Annotated in this window: 11 protein-coding genes; 9 read left to right on the forward strand and 2 right to left on the reverse strand. The window is 74.1% G+C overall.

Annotated features, from left to right (window positions below; genetic code table 11):
• Positions 1-48 precede the first annotated feature (48 nt).
• A complete protein-coding gene (locus ACTWLT_RS13580; RefSeq protein ID WP_445318696.1) occupies positions 49-3,381 on the forward strand; it encodes a S8 family serine peptidase in 3,333 nt (1,110 codons plus the stop codon).
• Positions 3,382-3,432: 51 nt separating this feature from the next.
• On the opposite strand, the gene dapD is transcribed toward ACTWLT_RS13580, so the two are convergent.
• Entirely contained in the window at positions 3,433-4,392 is a 960-nt protein-coding gene (gene dapD / locus ACTWLT_RS13585) for a 2,3,4,5-tetrahydropyridine-2,6-dicarboxylate N-succinyltransferase (protein WP_252419020.1), read from the reverse strand.
• Between the two features lie 135 nt (positions 4,393-4,527).
• On the opposite strand from dapD, the gene dapE reads away from it, so the two are divergent.
• Positions 4,528-5,601 carry a succinyl-diaminopimelate desuccinylase gene (gene dapE / locus ACTWLT_RS13590; RefSeq protein ID WP_445318697.1) on the forward strand — a complete coding sequence of 358 codons (1,074 nt, stop codon included), beginning with the start codon at positions 4,528-4,530 and terminating at the stop codon, positions 5,599-5,601.
• 29 nt (positions 5,602-5,630) lie between these two features.
• Here the strand turns inward: dapE and ACTWLT_RS13595 are convergent, their stop codons facing one another.
• Positions 5,631-5,798, reverse strand: a complete 168-nt coding sequence (locus ACTWLT_RS13595; RefSeq protein ID WP_252419022.1) for a hypothetical protein — start codon at positions 5,796-5,798, stop codon at positions 5,631-5,633.
• 154 nt (positions 5,799-5,952) lie between these two features.
• Between ACTWLT_RS13595 and ACTWLT_RS13600 the strand changes: the two genes are divergently transcribed.
• The 7 genes from ACTWLT_RS13600 (at position 5,953) to ACTWLT_RS13630 (ending at position 16,976) form a co-directional block, all read left to right on the forward strand.
• Positions 5,953-6,816: an LOG family protein gene (locus ACTWLT_RS13600; RefSeq protein WP_445318698.1), complete on the forward strand. Its 864-nt coding sequence runs from the start codon at positions 5,953-5,955 to the stop codon at positions 6,814-6,816.
• Positions 6,816-7,361 (forward strand): LOG family protein, encoded by a 546-nt coding sequence (locus ACTWLT_RS13605; protein WP_445318699.1) that lies wholly within the window; start codon positions 6,816-6,818, stop codon positions 7,359-7,361. Before ACTWLT_RS13600 ends, ACTWLT_RS13605 begins: the two co-directional genes overlap by 1 nt.
• A gap of 159 nt (positions 7,362-7,520) precedes the next feature.
• Positions 7,521-11,132, forward strand: coding sequence for an ATP-dependent helicase (locus ACTWLT_RS13610; protein ID WP_445318700.1), 3,612 nt, complete (start codon positions 7,521-7,523; stop codon positions 11,130-11,132).
• 93 nt (positions 11,133-11,225) lie between these two features.
• Positions 11,226-14,594, forward strand: coding sequence for an ATP-dependent helicase (locus ACTWLT_RS13615; RefSeq protein WP_445318701.1), 3,369 nt, complete (start codon positions 11,226-11,228; stop codon positions 14,592-14,594).
• A gap of 226 nt (positions 14,595-14,820) precedes the next feature.
• A complete protein-coding gene (gene cspE / locus ACTWLT_RS13620) occupies positions 14,821-15,024 on the forward strand; it encodes a transcription antiterminator/RNA stability regulator CspE (RefSeq protein WP_101369720.1) in 204 nt (67 codons plus the stop codon).
• Between the two features lie 223 nt (positions 15,025-15,247).
• Positions 15,248-16,561: a DEAD/DEAH box helicase gene (locus ACTWLT_RS13625; protein WP_252419027.1), complete on the forward strand. Its 1,314-nt coding sequence runs from the start codon at positions 15,248-15,250 to the stop codon at positions 16,559-16,561.
• Positions 16,562-16,775: 214 nt separating this feature from the next.
• Entirely contained in the window at positions 16,776-16,976 is a 201-nt protein-coding gene (locus ACTWLT_RS13630; RefSeq protein ID WP_445318702.1) for a hypothetical protein, read from the forward strand.
• Positions 16,977-17,120 lie beyond the last annotated feature (144 nt).

The following is a 17,120-nucleotide window of genomic DNA, read 5'->3' on the forward strand; positions in this document are numbered from 1 at the left end:
GAGGAGGATCCGTTGCACCACGCAAGAAGAATCGCCGCACTCGGCCTCGTGTCCGTACTGGCGCTCTCGGCGCCGGTCCCCGCCGCTGCCTCCGCCGCCGCCCCCGGTACGCCGGGCCGGGCGGACCTGCCGACCCGCCCGGCCGCCCCCGGCGGCCCCACCGCCGACCGATCGGCCACGGTCACCCTGATCACCGGCGACCGGGTGACGGTCACCGCGTCCGGCGCCGCCGTCCAACCGGGCGCCGGCCGGGAGGACGTACGGTTCCTCGTCCGACGCGAGCGGGGCCACCTCTCGGTGACGCCGCAGGACGCGTTGCCGCTGCTCCGCTCCGGCCGGGTGGACCGGCGGCTCTTCGACGTCACCGCGCTGGTCGAGGCGCGCTACGACGACGCCCACCGTGACACCCTGCCGCTGCTGGTCTCGTACGGCTCGACGGGCAGCGCCCGGAGTGCCCCGGGCACGCTGCCCGGCGCGCGGGTCACCCGCGAGCTGCCGGCGATCCGCGGCGCGGCCCTGAGCACGGGCAAGTCCTCCCTGGGCGCGGTCTGGGCGACGGTCACCACCGGCCCCGGCGCCGCCCGGCTCGGCGCGGCGGGGGGCGTCGAGCGGATCTGGCTGGACGGTCGCCGCCGGGTGACTCTCGACCACAGCGTGCCGCAGATCGGCGCGCCCACCGCATGGTCGGCCGGGTTCACCGGCAAGGGCGTGTCCGTCGCGGTGCTGGACACCGGCGTCGACGCGAGCCATCCCGACCTTGCCGGCAAGGTGGCCGAGGCGCGCAACTTCACCGAGGTCCCCGACGGCCGGGACGTGATCGGTCACGGCACCCACGTGGCCTCCACCATCGCCGGCAGCGGCGCGGCCTCCGACGGCCGGTACCGGGGCGTCGCGCCGGACGCGACCCTGCTCGACGGCAAGGTCTGCGAGGACACCGGCTGCAGCGACTCGGCGATCCTCGCCGGCATGCAGTGGGCCGCGGTGGAGAAGAAGGCCGCGGTGGTCAACATGAGCCTCAGTGGCTGGGACACCCCCGAGGTCGATCCGTTGGAGGAGGCGGTGCAGACCTTGACGGCGCAGACCGGCACGCTCTTCGTGACCGCCGCCGGCAACGACGGCGCGGACGGGTCGGTCGGCTCGCCGGCCAGCGCCGACGCCGCGCTCGCCGTTGGCGCGGTGGACCGCGATGACGAACTCGCCGACTTCTCCAGCCGGGGCCCCCGGGTCGGCGACGACGCGCTGAAGCCGGACATCACGGCGCCGGGCGTCGACATCGTCGCCGCACGCGCCGCCAATGGTGTGATCGGCGAGCCGGTGGGGGAGCGCTACGTCACGCTCTCCGGCACCTCCATGGCCACTCCCCACGTGGCCGGGTCGGCGGCGCTGCTGGCCCAGCAGCACCCGGGCTGGCGGGCCGACCGGCTCAAGGCCACCCTGATGGCCGCCGTGAAGCCGCACGCGACGCAGACCGCCTACCAGCAGGGCGCCGGGCGGGTCGACGCCGCCCGCGCGATCACGCAGACGGTCAGTACCGACCCGGTGAGCGTCTCGTTCGGGCGCACCCTCTGGCCGCACGGCGACGACACCCCGATCACCCGCACGGTGACCTGGCGCAACGACGGTCCGACCCCGGTCACCGTGGACCTGAGCATCGAGGGCGCCGGCCCGGGCGGTCGCGCGCTGCCGGCCGGCCTGTTCCAGTTGGGCGCCAACCAACTCACCCTGCCGGCGGGCGGCACGGCCGCCACGACCGTCACCACGGACACCCGGCTCGGCGACGCCGACGGTTACTGGACCGGGCGGATCGTGGCCCGGTCGGGTGCGGCGGTCGCGGTCACCCCGCTGGCCGTGAACCGGGAGGTGGAGAGCTACACGCTCACCGTGGAGCACCTGAACCGCGCCGGCGCGCGCACCGCGGACCACTGGACCCTGCTGCTCGGGATGGACACCTTTGGCTCCTGGGACCTCGTCAGTTCCGACGGGGTGGCCACCGTGCGGGTGCCCAAGGGGCACTATGGCCTGAGCGGTCTCGTCTTCGAGCCCGGTCCGGATGATGAGCAGCGCGGGATGTCCCTGTTGATGCAGCCCGAAGTCACCATCGAGCGGGACACGCGGATCGTCGTGGACGCCCGCCGGTCCAAGCCGGTGCGGACGACCGTTCCGGACCGGACCGCCGTCCCGCAACTGATCGATCTCAGCGGCAACTTCAACGCCGAGGACGGCAGTGGGTACGGGGTCGGGCTCTGGGCGGACACGTTCACCGGCCTGACCAGCGGTCAGCTCGGCAAGCCGATCTCCGCCGACCGGTTCGTCGCCACCGTCAGCAGCCAGTGGACCAGGTCGGACCCGGCCAACAGCCCGTACCTGTACGCGCTGGCCGAAGCGATCCCTGGCCGGATGCCCACCGGGTTCGTCCGCGACTACACCCGACGGGACCTGGCCACCGTCGTGCACCGGTTCCGCGGTGGCTACCCGGGCATGGAGGCCGAGCGGATCGTGTACCCCGCGCTGGGGTACAACGTCGGTAGTTCCGCCCTGGTCCTGCCCACCGTCGTGCCCGGTCAGCGGGTCGAGTACTACAACACCAAGGGCGTGAAGTGGGAATCCGAGGTCTACTTCGGAACGGTGGACGAGGACGGATGGTTGATTCCGAAGGCAGTGCTCTTCTCCACCCCCACCGCGTACCGGGCCGGGCGGACGGTGCAGGAGATCTGGAACCAGGCGCCGTACTCGCCGTCCTTCCCGAACCCGCGCTGGCCGTACCAGAGCGTCAGCCGGGTCGGCGACACCATCGTGGTCGACGTGCCGATATTCAGCGACGCGGCCGGGCACCCGGGCGCCTCGCTGAGCGACAGCGAGCACACCAAGCTCTGGCGCAACGGCAAGCTGGTCGGCGAGAGCGAGTACGCCGGCTACGGAGAGTTCACCGTGCCGCCGGGTAGGGCGGACTACCGCCTCGTCACGTCGTCGAAGCGAAGCTTCACCGACCTGAGCACCGAGGTGGAATCCAGCTGGACCTTCCGGTCGGGGCACGTCGCCGGTGAGACGCCGGCCCGACTGCCCCTGTCGGCGGTCCGCTTCGCTCCGCCGTTGCGGGTCGACAACAGCGCTCCGGCCGGTCAGGGCTTCGTCGTCCCGGTGCGAGTGCAGCGGCAACCCGGCGCGCCGGCCGCCCGGGTGGAGAAGCTCGCTGTCGACGTCTCCTACGACGGCGGGAAGAGCTGGGACAAGGCGAAGCTGGTCCGCACCTCCACCGACGGCTGGTCGGCCCTGTTGCAGCATCCGGCTGGCGCCGGCTACGTGTCGCTGCGGGCCACCGCCCGGGACACCGCCGGCAACACGGTGACCCAACAGATCATCCAGGCGTACCGGCTGCGCTGAGGCGTACCCCGTCCGGGTCCGCGGCGCGGTGCCGCGGACCCGGCGGGGCCGTCAGTCGTTGGCGTGCAGCGCGGCGTTCAGCTCGATGCCCCGCCCGGTGCGCGGCCGGGCCTCCAGCGCGCCGGTCACGGAGTTGCGCCAGAACAGCAGGCCGTCGACGCCGGACAGCTCCCGGGCCTTGACCACCCGGCCGTCCGGGAGGGAGATCTTGGAGGCGGCGGTGATGTAGCAGCCCGCCTCGACCACGCAGTCGTCGCCGAGGGAGATGCCGACACCGGCGTTCGCGCCGATCAGGCTCCGCTCGCCGATGCTCACCTTCTCGGTGCCGCCACCGGAGAGCGTGCCCATGATCGAGGCGCCACCGCCGACGTCGGAGCCGTCGCCGACCAGCACGCCCTGCACGATCCGCCCCTCCACCATCGAGGTGCCCACGGTGCCGGCGTTGAAGTTGACGAAGCCCTCGTGCATCACGGTGGTGCCGGCGGCCAGGTGGGCGCCGAGGCGGACCCGGTCGGCGTCGGCGATCCGCACACCGGAGGGGACGACGTAGTCGGTCATGCGGGGGAACTTGTCCACCCCGTACACCGCCAGGTGGCGACCGGCGGCCCGCTCGATCACCCGCAGCTCGTCCACCCGCTCCGGGGGGCACGGCCCGGCGGAGGTCCAGGCCACGTTGGCCAGCTTGCCGAAGATGCCGTCCAGGTTGAGCTGGTTGGGCCGGACCAGGCGGTGCGAGAGCAGGTGCAACCGGAGGTACGCGTCCGGGGCGTCCTTGATCGGGTCGTCCAGCGAGCCGATCACGGTGACCACCTGCACGGTACGCAGACCGGGCAGCGGCCGGTCGCCGAGCGCGGCCGGCGGCAGGTCCAGCACGTCCGCCTTGTCCTCACCGGCGACCAGCGGCAGCTCACCCAGGCCCAGCTTGCCGGTCGGGTACCAGGTGTCGAGCACCTGTTCGTCTGCGGTGACGGTGGCAAGGCCGATGCCCCAGGCGGAATCTGCGGACGTCACTGTGTCACCTTTCGGTCGCGGCCGGGCCGGCCTCTGCTCACGACTGCGGGGCTCGCGAACTCACCGCCCGCGCTCGCCTCCGAGGCACGCACGCTCACTCTTCGCGCTGCCAGACCTGAAGGTACCGTGCGAACCATGGAGAACCCGCTGACCCCCGAGGTCCTCGCCGATCCGGTGGCGCTGACCCGCGCACTGGTTGACATAGAGTCCGTGTCCCTCAACGAGAAGGCGATCGCCGACTGCGTCGAAGAGGTGCTGCGGGGCGTACCGCACCTGACCACCCACCGGCACGGCAACACGGTGATGGCGCGCACCGACCTGGGTCGGTCGCAGCGCGTCGTGCTGGCCGGGCACCTGGACACGGTGCCGCTGAACAACAACTTCCCGTCGACCATGCGCGGCGACCTGATGTACGGCTGCGGCACCTCCGACATGAAGTCCGGTGTCGCGTACGCCCTGCACCTCGCGGTGACGCTGCCCGATCCGCGCTACGACGTGACGTACTTCTTCTACGAGGCCGAGGAGATCGAGTCGAGGTACAACGGGCTGAACCTGGTCGGCCAGGCGTACCCGGAGTGGCTGGAGGCGGACTTCGCGGTGCTGCTGGAGCCCACGTACGGCATCGTCGAGGCGGGCTGCCAGGGCACGATGCGGGCCATCGTGACGACCACGGGGGAGCGGGCTCACGCGGCGCGCTCCTGGCACGGGGTGAACGCGATCCACGCCGCCGGTGAGGTGCTGCGGCGGCTCCAGGCGTACGAGGGGCGCCGGGTCACCATCGAGGGGTGCGACTACCGCGAGGGTCTGAACGCGGTCCGGATCACCGGCGGCGTCGCGGGGAACGTGATCCCGGACCACTGCGAGATCGAGGTCAACTACCGGTACGCCCCGGATCGCGACCCGGCGGCGGCGGAGGCGCACCTGCGGGAGGTCTTCGCGGGATTCGAGCTGGCCGTGACCGACGCGGCGGCCGGCGCGGCCCCGGGGCTGGAGGCGGCCCCGGCGAAGGAGTTCCTGGCGGCGGTCGGCGCGGCGCCGATCGGCAAGCTGGGCTGGACGGACGTGGCCCGGTTCGCGGCCATGGGCATCCCGGCGCTGAACTTCGGCCCGGGGGACCCGAACCTGGCCCACCACAAGGACGAGCACGTCGAGATCACCAAGATCCGTGACGGTGCCGCAACCCTGCACCGCTGGCTGGCCCCGGCCTGATCCCGTTCCCGGTGATCAAGAGGTTTGCGTCAGCCGGGCCCGTTGTCGGCGACGCAAACCTCTTGATCAGCTCCGGAGGGTGCGGGGGCGGCGAGGGGCGGGTCCAGTTGGCGGGTGCGGCGGCGCTCCGCCACCACGTCTCGGATCCGTCGCTGCATCTGGCGACGGATCCGGATCATCTCGCTGTTGCTGATCACGCTGTCTCCTCCCCCGAAGGCGCGCGCCCGGGCATACCCGGTATGTGAATAGTAAGACGTACGGGGAAGCCGATTAGTTGCCCAAGATCTCAAACTATTTCTCGGCGTCCCCGCCCCGGCCACCCGACAGGTGCCGCTCCACTACGGTTGCTCCATGAGCCAGAGCAACGGGCGGGAGGCCGGCCGCGGTCCGGGACAGGAGCGGCACCGGGGCGCCGTCACGCTCCGCCGGGGAGCCATCCCGAGCAGCACAGCCGATCAGCGGCTGCTCGACTCCAGCGGGCGGGGCGACTGGAAGACCAGGGACGCCTGGCGGGCGCTGCGCATCCTCTCCGAATTCGTCGAGGGCTTCGACACCCTCGCCGACCTGCCTCCCGCGGTGAGCGTCTTCGGCTCCGCGCGCAGCGGCCCGGACACCGCCGAGTGCCGGTTGGCCGAGGAGTTGGGCGGCGCGCTGGCCCGGGCCGGCTACGCGGTGATCACCGGAGGTGGGCCGGGGGTGATGGAGGCCGCCAACCGGGGCGCCAGCGAGGCCGGCGGGCTCTCCGTCGGGCTCGGCATCGAGCTGCCGTTCGAGCAGGGCATCAACGAATGGGTCGACCTGGCCATCGACTTCCGCTACTTCTTCGCCCGCAAGACCATGTTCGTCAAGTACGCGCAGGCGTTCGTCGTGCTGCCCGGTGGGTTCGGCACCATGGACGAGCTCTTCGAGGCGCTCACCCTGGTGCAGACCGGCAAGGTCACCCGGTTCCCGGTGGTGCTGATGGGGGTCGCCTACTGGCAGGGGCTGCTCGACTGGCTGCGCGACACGATGGCCGCCGACGGCAAGATCGGTCCGGTCGACCTGGAGCTGATCTGCCTCACCGACGACGTCAACGCGGCGGTCCGGCACATCGTCGAGTCCGAGGCGGCGCTCTCCGCCGAGCAGGAGGCGGTCCGCGACGAGGCCGTCGCCCGTACCGCCGCCGACCAGCAGACCGCCGCCGAGCAGGCGGCCGAGCAGTCGCGGGAGGGCTGATGGCGGCCATCTGCGTCTTCTGCGCCTCCTCCCGCACCCTCGACCAGCGCTGGCTGGACCTGGCCACCGAGACGGGTGCCGAGTTGGCCCGGCGCGGGCACACGCTGGTCAGCGGCGGCGGGTGTGTCGGCATGATGGGCGCGGTCGCGGACGGCGCCCGGTCCGCCGGCGGGCGCACGCTGGGCGTGATCCCGCAGGCGCTGGTCGACCTGGAGGTCGCCGACCTGCGCTCGGACGAGCTGCTGGTGACCGACTCGATGGCCAGCCGCAAGACCCTCATGATCGACAAGTCGGACGCGTTCCTCGCCCTGCCCGGTGGGCTCGGCACCCTGGACGAGCTGTTCGAGGTCTGGACGACCGCCACTCTCACCCTGCACACCAAGCCGATGGTGCTGGTCGACACCGACGGCTTCTACCGGCCGTTGCTGGACTGGCTCGGCACGCTCGCCGACCGGCACTTCCTCAAACCGGCCGGCCTCGACCTCCTCACCGTGGCCGACTCCATCCCCGCCGCGCTGCGGGCACTGGAGTCCCGCCTAACCTGACCCCGCACCCTCCGGCCTCCGGCCGACCCACCCCGTCGATCATGAGGTTGGCCGCGCCGTCGTCGGCGTGTCGCACCGCCAACCTCATGATCGATGGAGGTGGATGGGGTGGAGTGGTGGGACGGGTTCGGTGTCGTATGGGCGTGATGGGATGAGCTGATGCAGGCGTACCGGTTGGTGCGGCGGTCCGGGGGGCCGGCGCGGGGGGACGGGGACGCGCAGACCGGCGGCACCGTGGCCGCCGGTGGCGTCGACGTGCCCGGCGGCGGTGCGGCGGTCGGCAGCCATGACGACGAGCGCGCAACCGAGGCTCGGGTCGGCGGGGCCGGCCGACGGGTCGATCCGGCGCAGACGGAGGTGGTCGGGCACACCGGCGGGCCGATGCTGGTGCTCGGCGGGCCGGGCACCGGCAAGACCAGCACCCTGGTCGAGGCCGTCGCCGCCCGGGTTGCCGAGGGGGTCGATCCCGAACGGATCCTGGTGCTCACCTTCGGCCGCCGAGGAGCCACCGCCCTGCGCCAGCGGATCGAGGCGCGGGTGGCGCAGGACGGCCACCGTGTGCTGCGCGAGCCGCTGGTCCGCACCTTCCCGGCGTACGCCTTCGGGCTGCTCCGCCGGGCCGCCGCCGAGCGTGGCGAACCGTCGCCCCGCCTGCTCACCGGCCCCGAGCAGGATCTGATCATCCGCGAGCTGCTGGACGTGGTGGGCGAGGAGCCCGAGGACGACCCGGTCGGCTGGCCGACCGATCTGCGCCCGGCCCTGCGGACCAGGGCCTTCGCGGGCCAGCTGCGCGACCTGCTCATGCGCGCCGCCGAACGCGGCGTGGGCCCGGTCGACCTGGCCCGGCTGGGCGAGAAGCTCGGCCGCGCCGACTGGCCGGCGGCCGCCCGGTTCCTCCGGGAGTACGTCGCGGTGCTCGCGCTGCGCGACGTCAGCAACCGGGGCTCGATCGCGTACGACCCGGCCGAGCTGGTCCGGGCCGCCACCGGGCTGCTGCGCGACGACGAGGAGCTGCTGGCCGCCGAGCGTCGCCGGCTCGCCCACGTGTACGTCGACGAGCTGGCCGACACCGACCCCGCCCAGCTCGAACTGCTCTCGGTGATCGCCGGTGGGGGCAAGTCGCTGGTCGCCTTCGCCGACCCGGATTCCTCGACGTACGCCTTCCGGGGCGCCGATCCGGCCGGCGTGACCACCTTCCCGCACCGGTTCCGGACGGCCTCCGGGGCGCCGGCCGCGCAGGTGCTGCTGACCACCTCCTACCGCGCCGGGCCGGGCCTGCTCGCCGCGATCGCCCGGCTGGGCCGCCGGCTGCGAGGGCCGGCGGCACACCGCCGGCTGCAACCCCTGCCGGACGCCCCGACCGGCGTGGTCGAGGTGCACACGTTCCGCTCGGCGACCAGCGAGGCCGCCTGGCTGGCCCACGCGCTGCGCTCCGCCCACCTGCTCGACGGCGTGCCCTGGTCGCGCATGGCGGTGCTCGTGCGGTCGACCGCGTTGCAGCTGCCCAGCCTGCAACGGGCACTGCACGCGGCCGGCGTGCCGACCGTGGTGCACGGTGAGGACCTGCCGCTGCATCTGCAACCGGCGGTGGCACCCCTGCTGCTTCTGCTGCGCTGCGCCCTGGAACCGGACCGCCTGGACGAGGAGGCGGCGGTCGCGCTGCTGCACTCCCCGCTCGGCGGGGCCGATCCGCTGGCCGAGCGGCGGCTGCGGCAGGGCCTGCGCGCGTTGGCGCTGGCCGGCGGTGACCGGCGTCCGTCCGGGGAGCTGATCGTCGAGGCGTTGCGTGACCCGGCCGAGCTGGCCGGCATCGACCGGCGCTGGGCGGAGCCGGCGCAGGCGGTGGCCGGGCTGCTGGCCACCGCCCGGGACATCGCCGCCCGTCCCGGCGCGACCGCCGAGGACGTGCTCTGGGCCGTCTGGCAGGCCAGCGGGCTGGCCGAACGGTGGGCCGGCGCCATCGGGCAGGCGCCGCCGGCGGCCGGTGAGGGTGATCTGGCCCGACGGCGACGGGCCGAGGCGGCCGACCGTGACCTGGACGCGGTGCTGGTGCTCTTCGACGCGGCGGCCCGGTTCACCGACCGGCTTCCCGGCGCCCGCACCGAGGTCTTCCTCGACCACGTGCTGGGCCAGGACCTGCCGGCGGACACCATCGCCCCGACCGCCGACCGGGGCGCGGCCGTCCGCCTGCTCACCGCACACGCCGCGAAGGGTCTGGAGTGGGACCTGGTCGCGGTCGCCGGGGTGCAGGAGGGCATCTGGCCGGACCTGCGTCTGCGCGGCAGCCTGCTCGGCTCGGAGCGCCTGGTCGACGTGCTGGCCGGCCGTTCCGTCGGCGGCGCGACCGTCGCGAACGTGGTGGGTCAGACCTCCGCGCTGCTCGACGAGGAACGCCGCCTCTTCCACGTGGCCGTCAGCCGGGCCCGGCACCGGCTGCTGGTCACCGCCGTGGCGTCGGCCGCGGTTGGCGGCGACGACCACGAGGAACAGCCGAGTCGCTTCCTCCACGAGCTGGGTCCCACCGCGCCGCCGAGCCCACCGGGCGGCACCGGGCCGGTCGACCCGCCCACACCACCCGGGCCCCGCACCGGCCCGCCGACCAGCGGTCCCACCGACGACGGCAGCCCGGCCGCGCCACCCACCGGCGACGGCACCCCCGGCGCCGCGCCCACCAACGGCGGGTCGGCCGAGGTGAAGACCGTCGACGCGGCGGCGGGGGAGGACGGCGAGCCGGCCCGGCCCGGTGCGCTGCCGGTCACCCGGCCACCCCGGGCGCTCACCCTGCCGGCGCTGGTGGCCGAGCTGCGTACCGCGATCACCGACCCGAATGCGCCGGCGGCCCGGCGGCGCGCCGCGGCCACCGAGCTGGCTCGCCTCGCCGCCGCCGGCGTGCCCGGCGCGCACCCCGACGACTGGTGGGGGCTGCGGGCGCTCTCCGACGACCGTCCACTGGTCGATGAGGGTGAACCGGTGCGGGTCACCCCGTCGGCCATGGAGAGCGCGCTGCGGTGCAGCCTGCGCTGGCTGCTGGAACGGCACGGCGGCAGCGGCCCGACCAGCACCGCCCAGGGGGTGGGCAATCTGGTGCACGCCGCCGCGATGCTCGCCGAGGACGCCAGCGCCGACCGGGGCGCCCTGCTCGACTACGTGGCCGCGCGGTTCGACGCGATCGAGTTGGCGGCCCGGTGGATGGCCGGCCCGGAGCGGGAGCGCGCCGAGGCGATGGTCGACAAGCTGCTGCGCTGGCTGGCGACCAACCCGCGCCGGCTGCTCGCCATCGAGCACGAGTTCGCGGTCCGCCTGGACGACCCGCACCGGCCCGTCGACCTGACCGGTCGGGTCGACCGGCTGGAGGTCGACGACGACGGGCGGCTGGTGGTTATCGACCTCAAGACCGGCAAGTCCACCGCGGTCACCGGCACCGACCTGGCCGAGCACCCCCAACTGGGCGCGTACCAGGCGGCGGTGGAGGCGGGGGCGTTCGCCGAATTCGGCGACGAGTCCGGCGGCGCCGCGCTGGTGCAGCTCGGCACGTCGGCCAAGGACGCCCGGGAGCAGAACCAGCCGGCGGTCGGCGAGGGACCGGCGGCAGGCTGGGCGACCGCGCTGGTCCGGCGGACCGCCGATACGATGGCAGCCGCCACGTTCGCCGCGGTGGCCAACTCGAAGTGCCGGGTCTGCCCGGTGCGCACCAGCTGCCCGGTCTCCGGGCAGGGGCGCCAGGTCGTCGAACCGCCGACCACCCGGAGCTCCCGTGAAGGCGAGGAGTGAGCGTGCGATTCGCGCAGTCACGAACGACGTCGCCGTGAGCGCGAGGTGTATGCCGGTCGTGCGCGCCCCGCAGCCGCGAGCCGAGGCGGCGCCGTGACCCAACCCACGCTCTTCGGCACCGGTCCCGCGCCGGCGCCCCGACTCGCCGACGCTGGCCCCCGCTACACCCCGGTGGAACTGGCCAAGCTGCTGCGGTTGCCGGCGCCCACCCGGGAACAGGCCGCCATCATCGCCGCCCCGGTGGAGCCGTTGCTGGTGGTCGCCGGGGCCGGGTCCGGCAAGACCGAGACGATGGCCGCGCGGGTGGTGTGGCTGGTGGCCAACTCGTACGTGCGCCCGGAGCAGATCCTCGGGCTGACGTTCACCCGTAAGGCGGCCGGCGAGCTGGCCCACCGGGTACGGACCCGGCTCGACCAGCTGATCCGCCGCCTCGGCCGGCAGGGCCGGGACCCGCTGGACGATCCGCTGGCCGGCGAGCCCACCGTCTCCACGTACCACTCGTACGCCGGGCGGATCGTCACCGAGCACGGGCTGCGGGCGGGCTACGAGCCGTCCACCCGGCTGCTCACCGAGGCGTCCCGCTGGCAGCTGGTCGACCTGCTGGTGCGTAACTACGACGGCGACATGTCCGAGGTGGACCGGATGCCGAGCACCATCACCGACGCGGTGCTGGCGCTCGCCGGGGAGCTGGACGAGCATCTGGTCGCCCCGGACGAGCTGGCGGCCTGGACCGGACGGTTCTTCGCCGAGGTGCAGTCCCGGCCGGGACGGGTCTACGCCGACGTGCGCAAGGCGCTCGCCCTGCAACAGACCCGGCTGCGCCTGCTGCCGCTGGTCCGTGCGTACGCCCGGCGCAAGGAGGACTTCGAGGCGATGGACTTCGCCGACCAGCTCGCCCGGGCGGCCCGGGTCGCCCGGGACCACCCGGCGGTCGGCGAGATCGAGCGGGACCGCTTCCGGGTGGTGCTGCTCGACGAGTACCAGGACACCAGCCACGCCCAGGTGGTGCTGCTCAACGCCCTGTTCGGCGGCGGGCACCCGGTGACGGCGGTGGGGGACCCGTGCCAGTCGATCTACGGCTGGAGGGGGGCCAGCGCGGGCACCCTGGACCGGTTCCCGACCGAGTTCGCCCGGGCCGACGGCGAGCCGGCCGTGGCGCTCGGGCTCACCACCAGCTGGCGCAACCGGCCGGAGATCCTCCGGGTGGCGAACGCGCTGTCCACCCCGCTACGCGCAGCCGGTGCCCGGGTGCCGGAGCTGCGCTCCGCGCTGACGGTCCGGGACCCGATTCCGCACCGCAGCCCGGGTGGGGCCGCGGGTGGCACCGTGCACTGCGCGCTGCTGCCCACGTACGCCGACGAAGCGGACTGGATCGCCGACAGCGTGCTCGCGGCGTGGCGTGGCGCGGCCCGGATGCCCGGCGCGGCGCCCGAGCACATCCCGGTGGCGCAGCGCCCGACGACCGCGGTTCTGGTGCGGGTCCGCAGCCAGATCCCGGCCATCGAGTCGGCGCTGCGCGACCGTGGCCTCCCGGTCGAGGTGGTCGGGCTGGGTGGTCTGCTGGACACCCCCGAGGTACGCGACGTGGTCTGCACGCTGCGGGTGCTGGCCGACCCGACCGACGGCGCCGCCCTGCTGCGGCTGCTCACCGGTGCCCGCTGGCGGATCGGGCCGCGTGACCTGGTGGCCCTGCACCGGCGGGCGCGGGCCATCGCCAACGCCCGGCGGCAGGTGGCCGCCGACGAGGCGTCCGAGATCAGTCCCGACCTGCTGGACGAGGCGACCCTGGTGGAGGCGCTGGCCGACCTCGGCCCGGCGCAGGCGTACTCGGCGGAGGGGTTCGCGCGGCTGCGCGCGTACGGCCGGGAGTTGGCGCTGCTGCGCTACCGCCTGGACCAGGCACTGCCGGACCTGATCGCGGACATCGAGCGGACCATCGGCCTGGATGTGGAGGTCGCGGTGCGCGCCGGCCGGGACGGCGCCGGCGACGCCGGTCTGGCCCGGGGGCACCTGGACGCGCTCGGCGACGTGGCGGCCCGCTTCAGCGGCGAGACCCCTGGTGCGACGCTCGCCGGCTTCCTGTCCTATCTGGCCGCCGCGGAGGACGAGGAGCGCGGCCTCGCTCCCGGCGAGGTCGAGGTGGTGGAGGGCGCGGTGCAGGTGGTCACCGCGCACGCCGCCAAGGGGCTGGAGTGGGACGTGGTGGCGGTGGCGGGGCTGAGCCGTGGGCTGTGGCCGGGGCCGGTACGCAACTCCGACCACTGGCTGGGCGGGCTGGGCGTGCTGCCGTTCCCGCTGCGCGGCGACGCCGACGGGTTGCCCGAGCTGGCGCTGGACGAGGCGGCGGACCAGCGGGCCGTGGCCCGGGCGGTGACCGACTTCACGGACGCCTGGCGGGCCCACGACGAGCGGGAGGAGCGCCGGCTGACCTATGTGGCGGTGACCCGGCCGCGCCGGCTGCTGCTCTGCTCGGGCTACTGGTGGGGCGAGGGGACCAAGCGGCCGCGCGGCCCGTCGGTCTTCCTGCGCGAGGTGTACGACGCCTGCCTGGACGGCGGCCCGGGGCACCTGGTCGACGCGTGGGCGCCGGAACCGACCCCGGACGCGACGAATCCGACCGCCGAGGTGGTGCTCCGCGCCGAGTGGCCGGCCGACCCGCTGGGCGGGCGTCGGCCGGCGCTGGCGGAGGCGGCCGCGCTGGTCCGCCGTCTGATGACCGACGGGCCGGCGGAGGTGGTGATCGCCGGTGTGCCGGAGGTGGACCCGGAGGTGGCGCGTTGGCAGCGCGAGGCGGATCTGCTGCTCGCCGAGCGGGCCGAGTTGACGCGGCTCTCCGGCGCGGTCGAGGTGGCCCTGCCCGGCCAACTGACCGTCACCCAGCTGGTCGCGTTGCGCCGCGACCCGGCGGCGCTGGCCCGGACGCTGCGTCGTCCGGTGCCCACCGAGCCCAACCCGTACGCCCGTCGCGGTACGGCCTTCCACGCCTGGCTGGAGCAGCGCTTCGGCGCTGACCGGCTGCTCGACCTGGACGAGTTGCCGGGTGCGGCCGACGCGGATGCCGCGCCGGACGAGGCGCTCGTGGAGCTTCAGGAGCGCTTCCTGGCCAGCGAGTGGGCCGACCGGGCGCCGGTGGAGGTGGAGGTGCCGTTCGCCACGGTGATCGCCGGGGTGGTGGTCCGGGGGCGGATGGATGCCGTCTTCGCCCGGCCGGGCGGCCGGTTCGACGTGGTCGACTGGAAGACCGGTGCGCAGCCCTCCGGTCCGGCGGCGGAGGTGGCCGCGGTGCAGTTGGCCGTCTACCGACTGGCCTGGGCGGAGCTGGCGGGTGTGCCGGTCGACCGGGTGGGTGCGGCGTTCCACTACGTCCGGCACGGGGTGACGGTGCGCCCGGCCGACCTGCTGGACGTGACCGGGCTCACGGCCCTGATCGCCAGGTTGCCCGAAGATTCCGTCCAACATTGACCTCGGGGCGAAAATCCGTGGTAGGTTGAACGGGTTGCAGTTTTGGTTACCAGAGACTCTGTGTGCGCCTGGCGGGATTGTGGCCCCAGGCGCTCTTTGTTGTGTCCGGAGTTCTCCGGGCGGGGCGACCAGAAGCGACAGGCGATTCGCGCATTCCCGCGCGGAGCGCTCCTCTTCGGGCTCGCAACAAGTGCGAGTCCGACGTTCCGTCAAGGAGACGAAACACATGGCTATTGGCACCGTGAAGTGGTTCAACGCTGACAAGGGCTTCGGCTTCATCACCCCGGACGGCGGCGGCGCTGACGTCTTCGCACACTTCTCGGCGATCCAGTCCTCCGGCTACCGGAGCCTGGACGAGAACCAGCGGGTCGAGTTCGAGGTGACCCAGGGCCAGAAGGGCCCGCAGGCGGAGAACATCCGCCCGATCTGATCTTCGGATCGGTCGGCACTACCCGCTGCGCCCTCCGGGCGCGGTGGTGACGGGACCGGCCCGCCCCGCCGTCGACCTGCGTGAGCAGGCGGCGGCCCGGCGGCGGGCCGGCCCGTACAACCTTCGGTTCGTGCTTGTGAGTCCTGGCGGTCTTTGTCCGCCGGTGACAGCGCCGTTCTCGGCGCCCTCCCTCGACACGTGCCGCGTCGAGGAAGGCTTCTGCGTGACCACTGTTATTCCTTCGTTCGCCCATACCGGTCTGGCGCCGGCGCTGCTCAGCGCGCTGACCGCGCAGGGCATCACGGAGCCGTTCCCGATCCAGTCGGCCACGCTGCCCGACTCGCTCGCCGGTCGGGACGTGCTCGGCCGGGGTCGCACCGGCTCCGGCAAGACCCTCGCCTTCGGGCTTCCGCTGCTCTCCCGCACCGCCGGCCGCAAGGCCCGGCCGGGTCGCCCGCTGGCCCTGGTGCTGGTGCCGACCCGGGAGCTGGCCCAGCAGGTCACCACCGCGCTCGCCCCGTACGCACGGGCTGTCGGGCTGCGCTGCGCCACCGTCGTCGGCGGGCTGTCGTTGCAGCGTCAGGCGGACGCCCTGCGCGCCGGCACCGAGGTGGTCGTGGCGACCCCCGGCCGGCTGCACGACCTGATCAACCGCGGCGACGCCCGGCTCGACCAGGTCGAGATCACCGTGCTGGACGAGGCCGACCAGATGGCCGACATGGGCTTCCTGCCGCAGGTCACCAAGCTGCTGGAGCAGGTCGCGCCGCAGGGGCAGCGGATGCTGTTCTCGGCGACCCTGGACGGCGGCGTGGACCGGCTGGTCCGGCGCTTCCTGAGCAGCCCGGTGACGCACTCCGTCGACCCGGGCACCGCCACGGTGACCGCGATGACCCACCACGTGCTGCACGTCGACGCGGTGGACAAGCCCGACGCCCTGACCCGGATCGCCGCCCGCGAGGGCCGCACCATCCTGTTCATGGGCACCAAGCACCGCGCCGACCGGCTCGCCCGCCAGTTGCTCTCCAAGGGGGTACGCGCGGCCGCGCTGCACGGCGGCAAGTCCCAGCCGCAGCGCACCCGGATCCTGGAGCAGTTCCGCAACGGGCAGGTGACCGCCCTGGTCGCCACGGACGTGGCGGCCCGGGGCATCCACGTCGACGGCCTGGACATGGTCGTCAACGTGGACCCGCCGACCGAGGCGAAGGACTACCTGCACCGGGGCGGCCGCACCGCCCGGGCCGGTGAGTCCGGCAGCGTGGTCACCCTGGTCCTGCCCGAGCAGCGCCGGGACGTGTCCCGCCTGATGGCCACCGCCGGCATCCGGCCCGAGTCGGTCCAGGTGCGCCCGGGCGACGGGGCGCTGGCCCGGGTGACCGGTGCCCGCGAGCCGTCGGGCGTGCCGGTGACCATCGCCGCACCGCCGCCGGCCGCCGGCCGGGGACGTACCGCCGGTGGACCGGTCGCCGACGGTGGCGCCCGCCCCGCGCACCGCGCGTCGGGCCGGTCCCGCCGCCCGCGCCGCCCGCGCACCGTCTGATCCGTACACCGCAGACCGACCCGCCCCGCTTCGGCCGGGCGGGTCGGTCTGTCTGTGCCGCCGTCCTGGTGCGGGTGGTTGCCCGTCCGGCGGTCGGCTGCGTCGGTAATCAGCCTCGGAGGGGTCGGTTGCCTGACTGTGCCACGGCCGTCGGTGGTCGAAGCTGACCCGCGGGGGGAGGCCGGGCGGGGGACCCGGCACGGGAGGGGTGACCATGGCGGGCGAAGCCGGCTCGGGGGCACTGCGCGAACTGATCCTGGTGGTCGCGGTCGCGCTCGCCGGGCTGTTGCTCGCCATGGTTGCGGCCTTCGCACCCTGGCATGCCACCCCGGCGGGTAACGCTCCCGCCGGTCTGGTGGAGCTGCACACCCCCGGCGACCCGGGCTCCGGTCCGACGGTCGCACACGTGGGTTGAGCAGCGGCCGGACCGACCGGTGCCGGCGGAGGGGCAGGCCCGGTCAGGATCGGTACGAGGTGTGGTCGGGTCGGCGGGGCACCGGCCCGACCACACCGCCTCGTCGTGACGGCCCTCGAACGCCTGGCGCGTGACGCTCGGCCA

It is taken from the genome of Micromonospora yongxingensis, assembly GCF_052601155.1.